Genomic DNA, 18,162 nt, shown 5'->3' on the forward strand with positions numbered 1-18,162 from the left:
GCAATTTCCTGCCACCTCCTTCGTTAACGGCGACAAAATCCCAGCGAATCATCGCCGCTTACAGAATCCCAGAATTAAAAAAAACATCCAGAAATCTGTTTTTAAAAGATTTTTAAAAATTGGCACACTCATCGCTTATACACGGCAAACCGCAAGGTTCATTGCTAACGAACAAGCCGGTCAACGACAGCCCCGAGACCTAAGGGATCGCCGGCTGGTATAGGTTAAGGAGGGTGTCATGCCTCAAATCATCAATACCAACATTGCATCGATCAATGCACAGCGTAATCTCGATAGGTCTCAGTCCGACTATCAGACCGCACTGCAGCGGCTGTCGTCCGGCCTTCGGATCAACTCCGCGAAGGACGATGCGGCCGGCCTGGCGATTTCAACCCGGCTTACCACTCAAACGCGAGGGCTGGCCGTCGCCATTCGAAATGCCGGGGACGGCGTTTCGCTGGCACAGACAGCGGAAGGCGCCCTGGGGTCCATGACCACCAGTTTGCAGCGTATTCGCGACCTCGCGCTGGAATCGGCAAACGCCACAAACAGCAGCGTCGACCGGGAAGCGCTCAACCAGGAAGTTCAGCAGCTCAAGAGCGAAATCAAGCGCGTCTCCGAGCAGACTAACTTCAACGGCACCAAGCTTCTCGATGGCAGCTTCTCGGACGTCACCTTCCAGATCGGTGCCAACCGGGGCGAAAGTGTGACCTTCGGCATCGCCGCCGCCACCACGGATAAGCTGGGAACGTCGCAAACCGACGGCATCAGCTCCAATCCGAGTAGTGCGGACATGGCGGCAGGCGACCTGGTCATCAATGGTATTGCCGTACCGGCATCCACCGGTGCCGACGACTCCTACTCGAGCGCAGGCAACACCGGCAGCTCTATCGCAAAAGCCGCAGCCATCAATAAGGTGACCGACCAAACCGGCGTCAAAGCGATAGTCAACGCCAACTCTGTCGGCGGTTCAACGGCTTTCAGCTCTGCGGGTAGCCCCTCTACCACCGTGACCATCAACGGCGTCAGCATTTCGCTGGTCACCAGTTCCTCGCTGTCTGCCAAGGTCAACCTGGAGAACGTTGCGGGTGCCATCAACGATGTTTCGGGACAAACCGGCGTCAGAGCAGTTACTACCGGAGACCCCAAAACCGGCATAGAGCTGATTGCCGATGACGGTCGAAACATTACGATCGACGCGTCGGGTAGCACTGCGGACCCGAAACTCTTCGGTCTGACGGATATCGGCGGCTTTGGCACCGCAAGCAACGTCAAAACCATCGCTGGGACCTTCACGCTCGTCTCACCTGACGGCAGCAATATTAAGCTCGATACAAGCACCGGTAATATCGCGAATGCGGGATTACAGGTCGGTACCTTCAGCGGGGACAACAGTGGCGCCGTCAGTAAGACGGAGAACAGCAATGCCATGCAAACCGGAGACCTGGTTGTCAACGGTGTCCCGGTTGGCGGCAGCTCTTCCAGCGACGACACGGCTTCGCCGGACAATCCAGCGGGCGCGAGAGCGACCAGCGCCATTGCAAAAGCGGCGGCCATCAATAAGGTCACCGTGCAGACGGGCGTCACCGCGAAGGTGAATGAGACGATCTACAACGGTTCGGCGATCACCACATCGACCACCGCTGAAGCGGCCTCTTTCGACCTCAACGGTGTGACGGTGAACGTCTCCTGGTCGGGTAGCGACTCCCCTGCCGACAGACAGCGTGCCATTGTCACCGCCATCAACAACAAGGCGGGACAAACCGGTATTTCCGCAGAGGCCTTCGGCAGTACCTTCCGGTTGATCGCCCAGGACGGACGAAACATCGTACTGGACAACTTTAACGTCACGTCAGGCGGTCCCGCAGGCAACTCGACCGACCTTGGCTTTGTCGGCGCGGACGGAACAACGGCCATCAGCACGGGCGCGGCCACCGCCAACGATGTCACCCGCGGTTCCGTTACCCTGGAATCTGCAGGTCAGATCAAACTCGGAACGCTTACCGGCGCCATCGCCAACTCCGGTTTCGAAGTCGGAAACTATGGTTCATCCCAGGATGGCGAGCTGGTGAAAGACATCGACATATCCACAGTCGCCGGCGCCTTAAAGGCCCTGACCTCTGTCGATAACGCGCTGAACCAGATCAACTTCCAGCGCGCGCAGCTCGGTGCTATCCAAAACCGTTTCGACTCGACGATCTCGAACCAGCAGATCGCTTCGGAAAACCTGACGACAGCCAACTCGCGCATCACCGATGCGGACTTCGCCGCCGAAACGGCAGCGCTGTCCCGATCTCAGGTGCTACAGCAAGCCGGCCTGTCGATCCTGGCCCAGGCGAACGCCCAGCCGCAGCAGGTGCTGAAGTTGCTGCAGTAACATTTACACAGTCACGATATAAAATAATTGTAAACATTTAGTATCTTCGCATGGCCCGGATGCTTGATCCGGGCCTACTGTTCCAAAAGCGCCCCAACCCCCTTCATCGAGTGCTAGTTCAGAACTAATCTACCAACAGCTTTCAAATACGCTGAATTGTATAGACAATAAAAACTCAGGATGGGCAGGGTAATACAATATGAAAGACTACAGCATAGTGACGAAAGATCATTTAAAATATTGGTTTTCGTCAAAAAACCTCTGACTATCAATTAAAGTCCATAATTTAAAATCTATCCAGGATACAAATATTTTCGCCTACGATGGAACAGGTCTACGCCGACCTATTTGGCGTCGACTATCTATACAAAAACATCCCTGAAATGAAGCACTCCTATTCCTCTATCCCAATCAATGCACACTTAGACCATAAAGATCTCGACCATTTAATAAGTCGAACTTCAGACAAAAATATAAAACTAATATTGGAAGTCGGATCTTTTTGCGGGTCATCTGCATGTTATATCGGGCAATATCTGAAAGAAAACAAATTACCAGCCATCATAACTTGCATTGATGCTTGGTGCGGCGACATTAATATGTGAAAAAATCCAACTTTAAAGAAATTATGTGTCAACATGAAGGGCAGCCAAAGATATTTAATAATTTCATCTGGTCAGTTAAAAACTATGACTTTCAGGATGCAATTATCCCCCTAAGGGCATATTCTGGTGTCGCCGCAAGGATGATAGAAGTTCTTAAATACAATGTCGACATAGTTTATCTTGATTCAGCTCATGAAGCTGGCGAAACTTTCATGGGAATCAATTTATACTACGACCTGCTACGAGAAGGAGGCGTGATATTTGGCAACGATTACAATATACTCCCGGCCGCACGCCATGATGTTGACTTATTTTCAAAAGCCATCAAACAAGAAATCGGCTTCTGCTCATGCAAGGAATCAAATAACCCAACATGGAGCTTTGTAAAGCAATGAATCTAATTATGGAAGGAGCAACCTAATAGTTAACTATAAGAAATCACCACCTGCTAGAGCGCAGAATTTTCTTCAAGCAATTGGGCTCGAGCATGCATTTACATCAAAAGCTCTTCGGGAATGACAACCTATGTCTTCGGCTTCTACTCTTTCGCAGGCAGCAAGGGTTTGTTTGGCCAAAGTAACCGAATCCCTATTTTCGAGAAGATATTTACGCGCCTGACTGCCCTCCCATTTTCTGCGATCAGGGTCAGTTAAAAGTTCACTACAACGAGCCGCCATTGACTCCCAGTCCTGAAATTCGAAAACGTTACTATGTAATACGGGAGCCATCGCTTCCATAACCCCCCCTACTCTCGTAGCGACTACCGGACACCCAACCGACTGCGCCTCCAGAATTACATTGGGCATCCCTTCCATCCGAGAAGTTAACAAGAGAAGATCCGCCGCCCTCAAGAATGGATACGACAAATCCTGCATGCCAGCAAAATGAAGCTGCCTAGTCAAGCCTCGCTCAGCAACGACCTTCTGAATCTGAGATTTTAAGGCTCCATCGCCAACTAAAATGGCATGAGCATCCGGGTGCCGAGACAACACTCGTTCGAAAACATCAACAAAACCTTGAGGACACTTCTCTTCAGAAAACCGCATAACGCCTACGATTAAGGGCGACGTTGCTCCGAGATTGAAACTTTTACGAACATCACTATGCACACTTGAAACCGGCGTAGATACCGCATTTGGCACTACTGAGATTTTCCCCGAGTCCGAAGCAAGACCCAGCCAACGACGGTACGACTCCGCTCCGGACTGACTGTTATTACAGAGGTAAACTCCCGGAAGCTCCAGCAGGGAGCGATAGACACCTTTAAGCTCATGTTTTTTTATAGGAAACCCCCTCAAACCTGGGAATTGACTAGGCGCCACATTTCGGCCTGACATCAAGATCTTGGGTACACCGCTAGCTACAGCGGCAATCGCGGCCACAATATTCGAGTAATCCAGATAGGAAATTAACAGCTCGGGCTTCCGGTCCCAAAGAATTGTCGCTGTAGCGACCATCTCATGTAACGCCGGTAAAACAAAATAGGGCCCCAGATAACTTGCAATAGCTCGTTCTCGACTATCTTCTTCAACTATAGACAAATAATCCCGCTGCGTAGGAAGGATAAAACGGTTGACCCCTGCAAGTCTCATCTCATTCGCCCACGAATCGGTCTTGGGCTGATCTTTACCGATTGTAATAAAGTCGACTTCCCACCCAAGCTTACGCAAACCCAACGCTAGCAAAACAAGCTGTCGCTCAGCACCCCCCTTGGCCAACGCGTAATTCCATAACGCAACTCTATTTTTAACAGGCTTAATAGACTCCGCCCCTCGCATATCATGGAGCGCATGTCTAAGCCTGGAACGCCAGTAAACACGAGCTTCCGAACGGACTTGTTTATCACCCGACAACAAAGGGTAATCTCTGAATTCGACGAAAGGCATAACTACCGGAAATTCTCCATACCTCCTCACCTGCCTTTTAATTTGACGAAAGAATCTTATAGGATCCGCGAATACGACAATCGTTGTTTCAAGAGGGTCGAGCTGGCTCAACACATCCGGCGAGTAAAGAGGAATCCCTGATACCGTCCCCTTGGAGTCGTCCTTCGCTAACCCATCTATTATCCCATCAAACCGATAAGGCGCTTGGAGCAGTAGATACTGCATCGCGCCACCTAATCCCCAAGCATAAGCTTTCCTCTTACCCTCGATAACATCTTTATGGAAAGCTAGGCTTTTACGACTCATAGCACTCTCCCCCAAAGGGTTCCATCAATACAGGCGAAACATCACAACCTGTCCGCAAGCAGATATTTAAATAGCAAATTAGCCTTATTTCGCACGCGTTCCAGACCAAACATTTCACAATATGCGGCAGCAACATCACGACGATTCCACGACCGCGAAGTCAATCGCTTGATACCCTCTGCAATATCAAAGACATCATCAAAGCGTTTAATTTTTACGCCCGTTACATCATCAAAAACGTATTCCTCTATTCCAGTATTTTCAGCAACTAGCAACGGACACCCGGATTCAAGACACTCAACGGCAAACATGGAATGCCCTTCATAGCGAGAAGCTAAGATTGCGCCTGAAACCCGGTAAATCAAGGAAACGACTTCTAAATGCGGCAAATAGTTAACAAAGAGAATGTATGGTTCGATACCTAACCGGACGGCCATATCAAAGAGATTTCGCCTCTCATCCCCATCTCCGATAAATATAATTTTGTTATTGGAAAGGAAGTCAGGATCTTCTTGAACGAGAGCATGAAGTGCTTGCAGTACATTAGGAAAGTTTTTTTGATGAACGCCCTGCCAAGACATACGCCCCAACAATAAGAGCGAGCGGGGACCAGAGGAAAGCCATGCGGATATCTCCGGCGTTATATGAAGCAAGTCCGGCTTTACAGGAGACGGAAAGTTTGGCAGCAATGCATAGTGTGTAGCAGATTGATACTGAGGATTGGTTCTATAGTGCTTTTTATGGAATTCAACATAGTGCCAAGTCGTCGACCAAACATGGCCAATTCGCTCATCCAGTCGCTTTGCGCACTCAAACATATAGCGATAGTACTCGTTGGGTCCGCTTAAAAATGTTTCTGTTTCCGTCGCTGCATGTATTCGGACAGCAACCCTGGAAACTGGCACATCAACGACGTCAAGCAGCACCAAACCCTTATTGCTACTTTCGTATGTTTCAAAAATCACCGCGTCCCAATCACCGTGCAAGCTCTTTACAAAGAGCTTTTCCAGTTCTTCCAAGGAGTCGGTTACAAAGGAATGCAGCCGGACCCCGTAATCAGCCAGCCAATTAGGCAATAGAGCTTCTCGATAACTAATAACGTGGATTTCAAATCCCAGCGAGGCGTAGGCGGCTACAGCATTGATGGAAGCATGTGAATATCCGGACTCGCTAGGAAAAAAATCCGGAACTACGACAAGAATTCGGGTCATTGTAAAGTCACGCGACACGGTATGATCCGTCCGCTTATCCTTGTAATTTAACCTTGTAGGGATGGCTACGTAGCCATAATTCGAGTACTAAAAATGCCCATGCATGATAAAAACCCGACTGAGTCAAACGCTCATGAGCCCAACGCAACAGAGTTTCCCTTGGAATCCAGTTTGCCAACCGGCAGTCGGGCTCAGCGATAAGCGTCATAAGACGATCCAGTACACCATTGCGCGCAACTGAATTCATTGGATCTACACCGAAGCCTTTTTTGGGCCGGTTTAGCCACTGCGCAGGGACATATCGCTCTGCAACCTTTCTTAAAACCCTTTTTCCTCTACCGTCGCCCCACAACGCCGATTGATCCAAGCCTGCGGCAAAGCCCGCCACATCCACGGAAAGATAAGGCGTTCGACACTCCAGTGAATGCAACATACTCATGCGATCGACCTTAGCCAGCACTGTCGGCAAATAATTTTCGACATCAGCTTCCCTGAGTCGATTCAGCAGAGGCCGGGGATCGAGATCTATCTTCCTGCGGCTTTGTATGAGGCGATCCGCTACCATGGAAGGAACCGTACCAAAAAGGTCCTGAAGCTCTGCGTCGATGTAATACAAAACCCGGTGGGAATAGTAATCGCGTCCGATGTGCCAGCGACGTGCAGCTATCTCCTGCCCCCGACCAGCAGCAGCCTCAATACATTGAAAATACCTACCATAACCGCCAAACATTTCATCACCGCCGTCACCGGTTAGCGCCACGGTTACCTGTTCACGGGCAAGCTGCGAAATAGCATAAGTAGGAACACAGGAGCTATCGGCGTTAGGCTCATCCATTTGATAAGCCAAGTCCGCCAAACGACCAAATTCTTCAGGGTGAACAAATTGCTGGTGATGCTCTGTACCCAAGTGACGAGCCATCGCCTGAGCGTCCTCATGCTCACTCTCCACGACGCCGCTAAACCCTATGGAAAAGGTCTTGATCGATCGATTTAGCTTGCGGGCAACCAAAGCGACAGTGGTGGTTGAGTCAATGCCTCCGGAGAGAAATGCGCCGAGAGGTACATCTGACAGAAGCCGACCACGCAATGATCTAACCAGGAGTTCCTCCAGCTCGTCAGCCTGCTCGTCGATCGATGCAGTGGCAGAATGATCTCCAGCGGTGATAAAACTGTGGTATCTGGTCACCTCTCCAGGCCCAAAGTCTCCTACTCGAAGATAACTGCCTGGCGGAAGCTTCGAGCACTTGGAATAAATTGTGTCTGGAGCAGGAATGAACTGAAACGACAGGTAGGAAGCAATAGTGTCAATCGAGATTGACGCGTCGAACCCAGGAATGACAGTTAGGGCCTTCAATTCTGAAGCAAATGCGAACAACCCATCCTGGAACGTGTAGTACAACGGTTTCTCGCCAAACGCATCCCGCGCAAGCAAAAGCTCTCGGCGTTGCTCATCATAGAAACCGAGCCCAAACATTCCCTCGGCAAACGTCAGGAACTGCGCCCCTTGATGCGACAATCCTTCCAGAAACACTTCTGTATCAGAGTGACTTGAAAAGTTGGCGCCTCGGGCTTCAGCCTGCCTTCGCAGAAGGGGGAAGTTGTATAACTCTCCGTTGAACGTCAATGCCTTAGTACCATCACTTGACACCATCGGCTGATGGCCCGCCTGCGTAGTGTCGATAACACTCAGGCGGCGATGGGATAATGCACAAAAGCCATCTTTGGACGACCAGATGCCCTCGTCGTCAGGGCCCCGGTGAATCATTGTTGAGGCCATAGCACCAGCCATTTCCCGCAACGACTCACGACTTCTTCGACGGGAAATATCGAGAACGCCCGCAATTCCACACATAACAACTTCCGTTCTTGGGGCGGCCATCGCACAGCCACCGAAATGGGTTACAGCCGAGTCAGAATATAAGGATAGGCATTCCAAAACGTTTTCACGCCACTTCGTGCCAGAGAAAACGCGATCTGATCAAAATAAATACTGGCCACCAAAATTTGAGCCCCGTCTGGAGCATCTTTGATGTACTTGTCCAAAGGAATCACCTTGATCCCATCACGCACACCACTGTCACTCGTCGTGATAAAGCCATCCGGGCGCCGGCCTAACTGCCGCTCTACCGCCTCGCAAACTCTATCGCCTCCGGCACCAGCGCCATAAATATAAATGGGGTTGCCGCCGTTGAGGCTTTTGAAGTCCGCCTCATGGCGTAAACTGACGACTTGCCAGTCAAGCGATGCGGGTAAAGGGATCCGATCAACCTCACGAGAGCAGTTCGGACCGAAGAAGAGGTATTCGGTGTTAGCCTCTCCCATAACGACTCGCGATAGTTGAAGCCCCTGCCGCTGGACACGAGGAATGACATCAAAGACACGGGTATATTCCATGGGCCAGCCACCCAGCCAGTCCTTGATATCGTGATAAAGATCCATCCCCCGATTCTTCTTATAATTCCTAGCGTGGCGAATCAAGCGCCCCAAGTTCAGTGGGTTGTATTCCAAGATAAACCGCGAAACATAGGAAAGTTCGAACCAGCGCCGCCTGATCGCACTTGCCTTGATATACCGCTGTTTGATATCCAGCCAATATGAGGGGTCTTGAGCCGACCAGTCCGAGTCATAAAGCGCGATATAGAAGAGCCCATCAGACGCCACGCAACGCGCAGCGTTGTCGAGGGCATGCCAAACGGCGCCAGTATGATGTAGAACCCCCCAGCTATAGACCAAGTCATATTTCCCAAGCGACGCCATGAATTCGTCGTCCAGCACAGACCCTTGCATGATCTTCCAGTTATCGGGCCCCCCTAGCATGGCATGCAGACTTTTCGTCGCAAAAACCGAATCAGGATCGTAGTCAAAGCTGACCACTTCCGAAGCACCCGCCTCTATCATAGCCATGCTGTGGATACCGCTACCGGAGCCAATATCCAAAACCCGCATGCCTTCCAGATTTGTTCTTCCCAGGAATTTGAGTAAGTGAGATTTGGCCTGCTCCACCCGCTCACGTGATAGGTTATGCTCTAGAAAGCTTTTCCAGTTCTTACCGAACTCAAATCTGGCTTCATCTTTTTTAGTTGCTGTATCCATGAATACTTGAACCTCAAATTAATACAAAGAGCCAACAGATCCTGTCAGACGGAGAAAATGGTCGGTGAACCGGGGTGATGCCGGTCAATCTGGTGCCGGATATCATCAACAAAAGCGGCAGAAGCTATAACGAAATGTTCGGCCTTGAGAACCTCGGGATCGGTTATCTTTCTGACCGTAAACCCTTCAACGTTAAAACTCCCCATCATTGCCTTACCATCAACAACGGCATCAACAGCTATTCCAGACCGCCGCAATCCCGGCAAAAGACTCAGGAAAAATTCGCCCGCGCCATACACAACAACATTACGAACCCCTTCATCCGACAAATTCCCCAATATCCGCTCGACGTCCATTTGATGCTTTCCATACGCAGAATCGATCTGCAACATTTCCGAAATCCACTTTTCATCCACTTTAGTGATGTCACCTTGCGGCCAAGGGCAGGACAAAATGAACTCATTGATATTTCGGGAAAAGCGACGCCAGAAAATTTCCTTTCCCTGAAGGGCCAGCTCTTTCTGTGTCTGGTCGTTGATAATCGTGTAGCTGTTTTCGGTGCCGAAATTATCCTCATGTACCAAATCACCGAGATGCGCGACCTCTACCGGATGAGGCAACGTAACCAGTCGCTCCAACATCTTCACAAAAGCGACACGGGTTTGTTCGTCCGGCAACGGGACACCATGTCGAAAACTCCAATGTTGGTAGCACTCCACACCCGCCTCAAACGCAGCAATCCAGCGCTGCTGATCTTGAGAGTACTCACCCTTGGCAAGAACGGGTTCAACATTGCCATCCGTCTGTCTGCGATAACCTACGGTGGACTGGCCGGCTCCCACCATGACAGTTTCGAAGATTTCGGGGGAGCGACAGAGAATCGCGATCGCCTTTTTTGTCTCTGCCGTCATTGGTAAAAACGCACTGAATGGAACCTGCGTCGCCCGCTCAAACGCCCGCTCATTGGCATAGAGCAGAAAATTCTGTTTGGCCGCGGGCTCCAGCACCGAGTTCATTTGGGTTTGAATAGTACCTCCTGGCCCCATATCCACAGTGACAAAGTTGGCTTCTCCTTTGAGCAAATGGCCAAAGTAGTCCGAAAGTAGTGATCGAGCCTCAGCAACCAGCTTATAGATGACCGGCTCATGACGTCGGAAATGCTCACCAAGCAGTTCCAAAAGAGATGTATTTCCGACAGCAACTGAGGCCAGCTTTGTCACCGGCAAATGCGCAAAATCCTTTATCCACTGTTCATCCGACGGCATACCCAATTCAGCGATAAGATTTCCCAGCGTATAGTTCCGACGCTGAAAAACCTTAGTGACATCTTCGACAAATCGACTCAAATCTAACGCAGGCAAATAGGTGGAACGACGAGAAACGTATGCAAGGCAAACGTCTATGTTGTCATCAGACTGGGCCGCCAGTTCCGCCAGCATACACTGCCTTATCAGCGCCCCTTCCCTCATCAACGAGACAACCTTAGCGACCCCCAAGCTTCGAGAACGCTCAACCAGCCACCGGGAAAAGCCGGCAAGCACGGGCCCCAGGTAGCATGCGCCATATAGGAAGAAGTACGTTTCCTTTTCACCTAGCTCATCAGGCCGACAAAGCGCAGCAGACCTTCTGGCATGGCGAACTTCGAGAGGTAACCCCACATTGAAGGCATCCTCCCGTCGCAATGTCGCTAATACCCAGTCATCCACTTCAAAATGGATCGCACGGCACCCGGCAGCAACAGCAGAGCGGAAGTCCGCCTGAATATTGTCACCAATATGCAATAGTTCACCGGGTTGAACGTTGAGCTTGTCAATGACATGCCTGAAAAGCCTACTGGAATGCTTGGTATATCCAACGGTGCTGGAAACAAAGAGTGGGGGGTTTACCAACCCTTCGGGCAGGAAGGGGCTGACCGTTTCCATTAAGAATTGCTCAGGCAGATACATATCGGAAATAAGCGCAATCGAAGCCCCTTGAGTCAACGCGAGCCGAAGCAGCTGAAAGGCCATGGGATCTGGCTTGATCACCTCACGCTCAACCTGAAGCTCCAGCTCCCTTAACCGTTTAAGCACCGACGGCTCAAGGGCTAAACAGTCGAAAATTTCCTCAAACCGTATATCCTCCCTGCTGGACCTCGACCGGGCTTGCCGCTCAGCTTCACAACGCATATGGCGATATTCCCAGGGGTCCAATCCAGCAATAAGCCCCTCCGCAAGCGCCAACTCCCCCACTCTTTCAAAAACGAGAGTCGGGTCCGAACACTTCCGGCGAATCAGCGTATCGAACAGGTCAAAGGACACCACCCGAACGCTGCCACTTTCAAGACTACGTTGAAGTGTTTGAAAAATTTCGCTTGCGCCAATCCAGTCGTTTTTCATCGCCTACAACCAAGAAGTTCGCTAATCAGCGGCCCCAGATAAACCGGAGTGAGGACCACCAGAACAATCAAAACCGCCACTGCGGTAGGACCAAGTACCTTATCCATCATTTTTTGACACCCAAACAAATTCAGCCAATTCCGTGCCAATAACGCAGACTCATGGTCCTTAAACATGGCATCAGAAACGTGCTGAATAAATCGACACAGATGCCAAGATACCCCGCTCTGCCGCTTGCAGCATGATGACTTCTTCGATCTGCTCAGCAAATGCCACGGATGCAATGACAAAGCGGGTCACCCCTTCGTCAAAAGCCTTAGAAAGAGGAATGACGGTCACGCCCCCCACCCGGAATGTCCCCGCTTCTGCTTTGCGGTCTATCAAATGGGTTACTTCCACCCCAAGTCGACGCAGTTCGGGAAATAGCGCTTCGAAAAAGAGACCTGCACCATAAACAGCACACCGGCGAACTCCCTCCGATGCCAGTCTCGCCAATATCTGGCTGATAGCCCTAGCTTCATCGGATTCGCCGTTCAAACCTCGAACCGTACGCAACCAATTCGGGGCCATTCGGGTAATACTGCCTTGCGGCCACTTACATCGGTCAAAAAAGAGACTGGGATTCTCATTGTATTGCTGCCAAAAGACCCCAACATCCATCTCAGCAATCAATCTCTCCGCTGAATCACTGCAAATCTTGCCGTTACTTCGCAAACCAAGATTGTCGGCGTGCGTCAGATCGCCGAGCCAGGCGGCTTCTGCAGGTAAGGGAACATCAATTACCCTGGCTAACAGAGACGCAATGACTGTTCTTTGCAGAGGCATCTCCCGCCTATCGCATACAGTCTCCAGATACGCCTGTATGCCCTTTTCGAAAGCACTGCAGGCCGATCTCAACCGTTCATCGGTGACGGGTTGATCCAGAACCGGTTCGACACGTCCGTCAGGAAGGTCTGAATACCCCAACGTTGATCCGCTGGTGCCAGTCAGCAAAATTTCAAAGATTTCCGGATTGCGTGCGAGAGTATTCACTGCGTCTCGCACCCGGTTGCCGCCACTCAGGAAGGCCAGAAAGCCTAACTCATCGATCGACTTCAGCGCTCTGGGATGAAGGAAAAACAACAACGGCGTGATTTGAGTCTTCCCGGCCCCCAGCCCTCTGGCCAAGTTGCGTAAAATGCTGCCCCCGCCCCCAAAATCGAAGACACCCACACGCTCGCCTTCACCCGTTAACTGGGCGAAATAACGCTGTAGACGCTGTCTCGCGAGAACAACCGCCTGCTCAACCATGTATTCGTGCTCCTGTAACCAGGGCACCAGTTCCCCAGACGCCACCTCACTGGCAAGTCCGAGATCTTCGCAAACATCCTCAGCCGAGGCGTACGTCCTCTCCATGACACGACCAACGTCTGTTGCCAGTCGCGTCAAATCCAAGCCTGCAGCAAAGGTCGCTCGGCGCGATATAAAGATGTTTGCAAGCGGTAGCGATGACGACTTATCTGCCCATACTTGTCGGCAGCAGGCTTCGAACAAGGCACCCTCCCGCATAGCGAAAAGAATCCGGTCGAGCCTTAGCGCTTCAGCCAGGTCATATACCCACGTAGCAAAGGCATGCATAACCGGCCCCCAGACCAATCCTCCGAAGTCGAAGAAAAACGCTTCCAGGTCGTGATCATATGGGTTCAATAGGGCCGCTTGGTATCGTAGTGGTGCAGCCCAATCGCCATCGCCTCCGACATAACGGCTTTCAAGTTCCAGCAGTTGGCGGGCATAGTCAGAGGGATAGAAGCGCAAGGCCTGACACCCCAAGCGCTTGGGCGCTCGATAATCCCCCTGTTCGTGATCCCCGACATGTAACAGTTCGCTGGGCACTAATGACAACTCATCCAGAATCAGGCGAAACAACGCACCTGTCGCCTTGGTGGCATTGAAGTCGCTGGAGACAAAAAGAAGACTGTTCGCCGTAGATGCCACAGGCGACAGCATCTGACGAATCACGCTGGGAGGCAGGTACATATCCGATACAAATACCACTTGCTTGCCAGCCGTAAACGCGAGTTCAACCATCTGACGAGCCAGAGGACAGATACAAGCGGCTTCAAGTTCCAAGCGAACTTCTATCTCTTTCAATGTACTGAGAACCTCGCCCGACCACGGAAGGTAACTCAGAATAACGTCAAGGCTGACATCTGCCTGCTGCGATAGCGAACGGGCCTTATTTTCAGCGGCAATGCGATAATCCGCATAAAGCGCCGGTTCCATACCAGGTAACAGGCCTATCTGGATGGCCTGCTGCCCCACATCGACAAACAAGGCTCGGGGCGATGCATATCGGCGAAAAATCAGCGTGTCGAAAACGTCAAAGGAGACGCAACTGACGGCATCCAAAGCTGCCAAAAAACGTCGCATCAAGACAGAACTGTCGCCGCGTCCCACTCCCGAACTCATCGCGAAACCTCCAAGGCCGCAAAGCGCTCCAAGGCATTGGCCACAGCATCATCCATGTTCAGATACCGGTACTCGCCGAGTCGCCCTAAACACTGAAGTCCCGGAATGGTTTTCACCAAGTCGGCATAGCGTTGATAGCGCTGGCGATTCTCTTCGGTAAACACGGGATAGTAAGGCACGTTTCTGGTTTCATCGTGCCGGTCATAGGCCTGGGGATATTCACGAACGATGGTCGTTCGTTCAGAGACTTGTCCGGTCAGTTGCTTGAACTCGGTAATCCGGGTCAGGCCGGGCGCATTGGGGAAATTCACGGTTGCCACTGGCTGGAACTGTGGAATATCCAGTGTTTCGAACCGAAACTGCAGCGAGCGATACGGCAACTCTCCCAGACGATAGTCGAACAGCTCGTCCACCATGCCGGTGTAAATCAAGCTCCCCGCAAAAGGCTTCCCATCAAGAAGGATGTCAGGCGCCGAAATCGTAACCCGCTGTCTCAGCGCTGTGTCCAAGGCAACGTCGATGCCGGGCTGATCGAGCATGCGTCCAATCAGGGCGCTGTATCCCTGCACGGGAATGCCCTGATAGGGATCCTGGAAATAGCGATCGTCCTCCGAAACCACGACCGGCACTCGCGCACTCACGTCGGCGCTGATCTCGTCCGGTCGGCAGCCCCATTGCTTGGCGGTATAGTTAACGAAGACCTTCTCATAGATGAAGTCGGCAAGTGACTTGAGGTCATCGTCATTCGAGCGTCTCAGCTCGAGTATGGGCACCCGCGCGTCCCGGCCATAAGCCGCGACCAGCTTTTCTTCGAGACGCGACGCCTGCGGAGCGCTGAAACAGCGCCGCAGGCTGGTGAGGTTGAACGGAATGGGGATCAGCTCACCGTCGACTTCGCCCAGCACACGGTGCTCATAGCGTCGCCATTCGGTGAACTGGCTAAGGTAGTTCCACACGGCAGCATGGCGGGTGTGAAAAATATGGGGCCCGTAGGTATGAATGAGGATACCGGCGTCGTCATACTGATCGTGGCAGTTTCCAGCGATATGGTTTCGCTGCTCGAGAACCAGTACTCGCCACCCCAACTGACTCGCCAACCGCTCCGCCATGACGGCGCCGGAAAAACCGGCACCCGCAACAATGGCGTCATAGCGACTCATGCCACGGCACCAAACAAGCGCTCACACACCTCTTGTGGCTGATCCTTGTGGGCATAGGCAAAACGGTGTCGGTCATCGAAGAAGCAGCCGTCTTCACTCGCCAGGGTAATAAAATCCCTGAACAGGCTGTCCTTGCCCTGCTTGAGGAAGAAAAGCGCCGCGGCAAAGCGATGATGGGCCTTTCCGGCAGCAATCACACCAGGCTCAACGCCAAAGCGGGCAGCGTTTTCCACAGACTGGACCTGATCGTCCACCACACGGATGCGGCGTGCATCGGACTTCGCGTTCTGGCCGCAGGAGCTGCCCGCATGCAAGCGGTAACGCCCCAGCACCCGATCGATGCGATCGACGGTTCCGCCGAGATAGCCCGCATTGAGGATATGCATGGGATAGTCGAGCAGGATCTGACAACGGTCGTCCACGACCTTATCCAGGTTATCGTGGCGACGGAACATCACGGAACTTGCGTTGAGGAAGCAGCCGTATTTCACCAAATGTTCGACATTGGCCACCGGCGGGACATAACGTGCGTTGTAGTGATCACGGCTGTAAAGATAGAGCGCCTGCCCGGAGTCGTGATCGAACACTTCGGCTTCGTGATAGACAATCGAGCAACCTGGATGCGTATCCAGATAGGCGGTCATTGCCTCCAGCTTGCCCGGGTACGCTATATCGTCGCCATCCATATAGGCGATATATTCACCGCGCGCTTTTGCCAGCAACCGTTTCTGGTTGAAGGCTAACCCTCGGTTCGTTTCATTGCGAAAAAGACGAAATCGGCGATCACCTTCCGCTACCGACAACATCCGCGTCCAGCTATCGTCTGGAGACGCGTCATCGATGATCAACATCTCTGTTTCGAAAGGTGTTTGCTGCGCGCGCAGACCTTCCAGACACTCGTTAACCATCGCACCCAATCGATAAACCGGAACGATGACACTGACCTTCACCATGACGACTCCACTACTGCACTATTTCTTGTTATCGGCGATGACCTTCCAACCTTAAGCGTGGAAGTCAGCTCAGTCCCGGAACCGTTCCACCAGTTCAGCAGGCGACGCGACCTCCATGACCGGTGTCCAGGGCGATGACGGCTCCGCCGCAAACCGCCCCTGCCGAAGCCGTACGGCATCGACACCCAGCCGATCAGCCATGCACAGATCATGCCCTGGATTGTCCCCTATCATCAGCACGGGGCCGTCATAATGGCCTAACAGGGGCAACACCGAGGCTGTATCAGGCTTCGGCGCCTGTTGTGACCAGCAATACACTGTCTGGACAGCCCACTGCGCCACTCCCAGGGCATGGCATTTCCTTGCCTGCATGGACGGCAAACCGTCGGTCACGATGACCACCGAGCCCATGGATGCCAGACTCTTCAGAAGATCGGTCGCACCGGGAAGCAAGGCGATAGCGGGGTCATGCTCCCGATAGATACCCACCAGATGCTCGATGAGATCGCTGGATTGAGAACGCCCCAATGCGGACAGGCACTGGTCCAGGATCCTGTCCCGTCCGACCGTCAGAAAGTGATGATGCAACCAGGCAGCGATGGCCTCTGCTTCCGACGCATCTCGCGCCAACTCGCCAGCAACCGCCGTCAACCCCGAGAGGACGTAGTCCCTCTCCAGATAAAGCGTGTCGTCCAGGTCGACCAGGAAAAGCCGGTAATCGCTCAGTTTCATGGGTCTTTTGGTCCATCGAAAGACAGCACATCCCCACTATCGATAAAATAATCGGCACTGTACCGCAGCATTGTCAGCCCCACCCGTATCGGCCGCGAACGCTCAAATCCATCACGGTCTCCCTGTACCAATGCCACCAAGCGCTCAGGTGTTGCCAGACCGGCTTCGATACCGAGCGCGCAAGCCCCGCCAAAACGGGGGTTGATCTCGATAAGCCAGGGTCCGTCCCCCGGCGAGAAGAAGGCTTGCAGGGTCACCGGACCGTAGAGGTCTATGCGGTCCCCCACATCCAGGACCAGTCGGTCCAGCGCAGGCTCAGCAACCGTGCGGCTGACTTTCGATTCACCCGCCACGATCTCCAGTCGCTCGCGAACAACCCATTGAACCGGCGTCCCCCGAAAATCGAAAAGCGCATCGATAGTGTATTCCGGCAACGCCTGGAAAGGCTGAACCAACCATTCCGAGTCCGATGAATGGGGTGGCATTTCGCTCAGAGAGTCGACCCGGCGGCTCCCCTTTCCGCCAGCACCAAATCTCGGCCGGACAAAAACCGGGAAATCAGGCTCAGCCTCAGGGGCGACCGCCGGCAATACAGGCACGCCCTCCTGCAGACACCATTGGTGGAAAGCGATCTTATCCTGACAACAAAGCACAGAATCCAGCGGCGACGCCATCACCCAGATCTTCGCCTCCGCCAGTCGCTGCGCGCCGCTCAGCAATAACGGCAGTTCAGCATCCCGTGTCGGCACGATCACGCGTACAGAACGCCGCTGGCACGCCTCAATCAAATGATCGATATAATCCGGCGCGCCGTCGGGGCGGCCGAGAAAAGCCTCGTCGGCGGCATAGAGGGCCGGCGCACGGGCGGACACATCCGTGGCGACCAGCTTCAGCCCCACGTCGTTCAATGCCATCCGCAGACGACGGGCAAGGTCCACTTTGGCGGATGCGCTGGTCATGAGCCAGTGTCCGCCGGCAGCCCAGGCGGGAATACCCTCAATCACACTCGCCAT

12 protein-coding genes are annotated in these 18,162 nt (G+C 52.6%); 2 read left to right on the forward strand and 10 right to left on the reverse strand.

Annotated features, from left to right (window positions below; all coding sequences use genetic code 11):
* The first annotated feature begins 238 nt into the window (after nucleotides 1-238).
* Together CLR77_RS20510 and CLR77_RS10105 are read left to right on the forward strand one after the other, a co-directional pair.
* Nucleotides 239-2,377, forward strand: coding sequence for a flagellin N-terminal helical domain-containing protein (locus tag CLR77_RS20510; protein ID WP_097460535.1), 2,139 nt, complete (start codon nucleotides 239-241; stop codon nucleotides 2,375-2,377).
* Nucleotides 2,378-2,978: 601 nt separating this feature from the next.
* Complete coding sequence (locus tag CLR77_RS10105; RefSeq protein WP_143269396.1) at nucleotides 2,979-3,377, forward strand: class I SAM-dependent methyltransferase; 399 nt, start codon at nucleotides 2,979-2,981, stop codon at nucleotides 3,375-3,377.
* Between the two features lie 72 nt (nucleotides 3,378-3,449).
* Here CLR77_RS10105 and CLR77_RS10110 read toward each other — a convergent pair whose 3' ends face one another.
* From CLR77_RS10110 to CLR77_RS10155, 10 genes are all read right to left on the reverse strand, one after another.
* Complete coding sequence (locus CLR77_RS10110; RefSeq protein ID WP_097460538.1) at nucleotides 3,450-5,174, reverse strand: glycosyltransferase; 1,725 nt, start codon at nucleotides 5,172-5,174, stop codon at nucleotides 3,450-3,452.
* Between the two features lie 41 nt (nucleotides 5,175-5,215).
* Complete coding sequence (locus CLR77_RS10115) at nucleotides 5,216-6,403, reverse strand: glycosyltransferase family 4 protein (RefSeq protein ID WP_143269397.1); 1,188 nt, start codon at nucleotides 6,401-6,403, stop codon at nucleotides 5,216-5,218.
* A gap of 16 nt (nucleotides 6,404-6,419) precedes the next feature.
* Nucleotides 6,420-8,237 carry an asparagine synthase (glutamine-hydrolyzing) gene (gene asnB / locus CLR77_RS10120; RefSeq protein ID WP_158227166.1) on the reverse strand — a complete coding sequence of 606 codons (1,818 nt, stop codon included), beginning with the start codon at nucleotides 8,235-8,237 and terminating at the stop codon, nucleotides 6,420-6,422.
* A 47-nt stretch (nucleotides 8,238-8,284) separates the two neighbouring features.
* Nucleotides 8,285-9,478 (reverse strand): class I SAM-dependent methyltransferase, encoded by a 1,194-nt coding sequence (locus CLR77_RS10125; protein WP_097460541.1) that lies wholly within the window; start codon nucleotides 9,476-9,478, stop codon nucleotides 8,285-8,287.
* A 44-nt stretch (nucleotides 9,479-9,522) separates the two neighbouring features.
* Nucleotides 9,523-11,856, reverse strand: coding sequence for an HAD family hydrolase (locus CLR77_RS10130; protein ID WP_097460542.1), 2,334 nt, complete (start codon nucleotides 11,854-11,856; stop codon nucleotides 9,523-9,525).
* Nucleotides 11,857-12,036: 180 nt separating this feature from the next.
* A complete protein-coding gene (locus tag CLR77_RS10135; protein ID WP_097460543.1) occupies nucleotides 12,037-14,304 on the reverse strand; it encodes a hypothetical protein in 2,268 nt (755 codons plus the stop codon).
* On the reverse strand, nucleotides 14,301-15,464 hold the full coding sequence (gene glf / locus CLR77_RS10140; protein WP_097460544.1) for a UDP-galactopyranose mutase: 1,164 nt from the start codon (nucleotides 15,462-15,464) through the stop codon (nucleotides 14,301-14,303). The genes CLR77_RS10135 and glf overlap by 4 nt, the downstream gene beginning before the upstream one ends.
* Nucleotides 15,461-16,417: a glycosyltransferase family 2 protein gene (locus CLR77_RS10145; protein ID WP_198962733.1), complete on the reverse strand. Its 957-nt coding sequence runs from the start codon at nucleotides 16,415-16,417 to the stop codon at nucleotides 15,461-15,463. The genes glf and CLR77_RS10145 overlap by 4 nt, the downstream gene beginning before the upstream one ends.
* Nucleotides 16,418-16,486: 69 nt before the next feature.
* Entirely contained in the window at nucleotides 16,487-17,149 is a 663-nt protein-coding gene (locus CLR77_RS10150; protein ID WP_097460545.1) for an HAD family hydrolase, read from the reverse strand.
* Complete coding sequence (locus CLR77_RS10155) at nucleotides 17,146-18,162, reverse strand: ATP-grasp domain-containing protein (protein WP_158227167.1); 1,017 nt, start codon at nucleotides 18,160-18,162, stop codon at nucleotides 17,146-17,148. Before CLR77_RS10155 ends, CLR77_RS10150 begins: the two co-directional genes overlap by 4 nt.

This window comes from Mangrovitalea sediminis (assembly GCF_002514725.1).
Taxonomy (GTDB): domain Bacteria; phylum Pseudomonadota; class Gammaproteobacteria; order Pseudomonadales; family Oleiphilaceae; genus Mangrovitalea; species Mangrovitalea sediminis.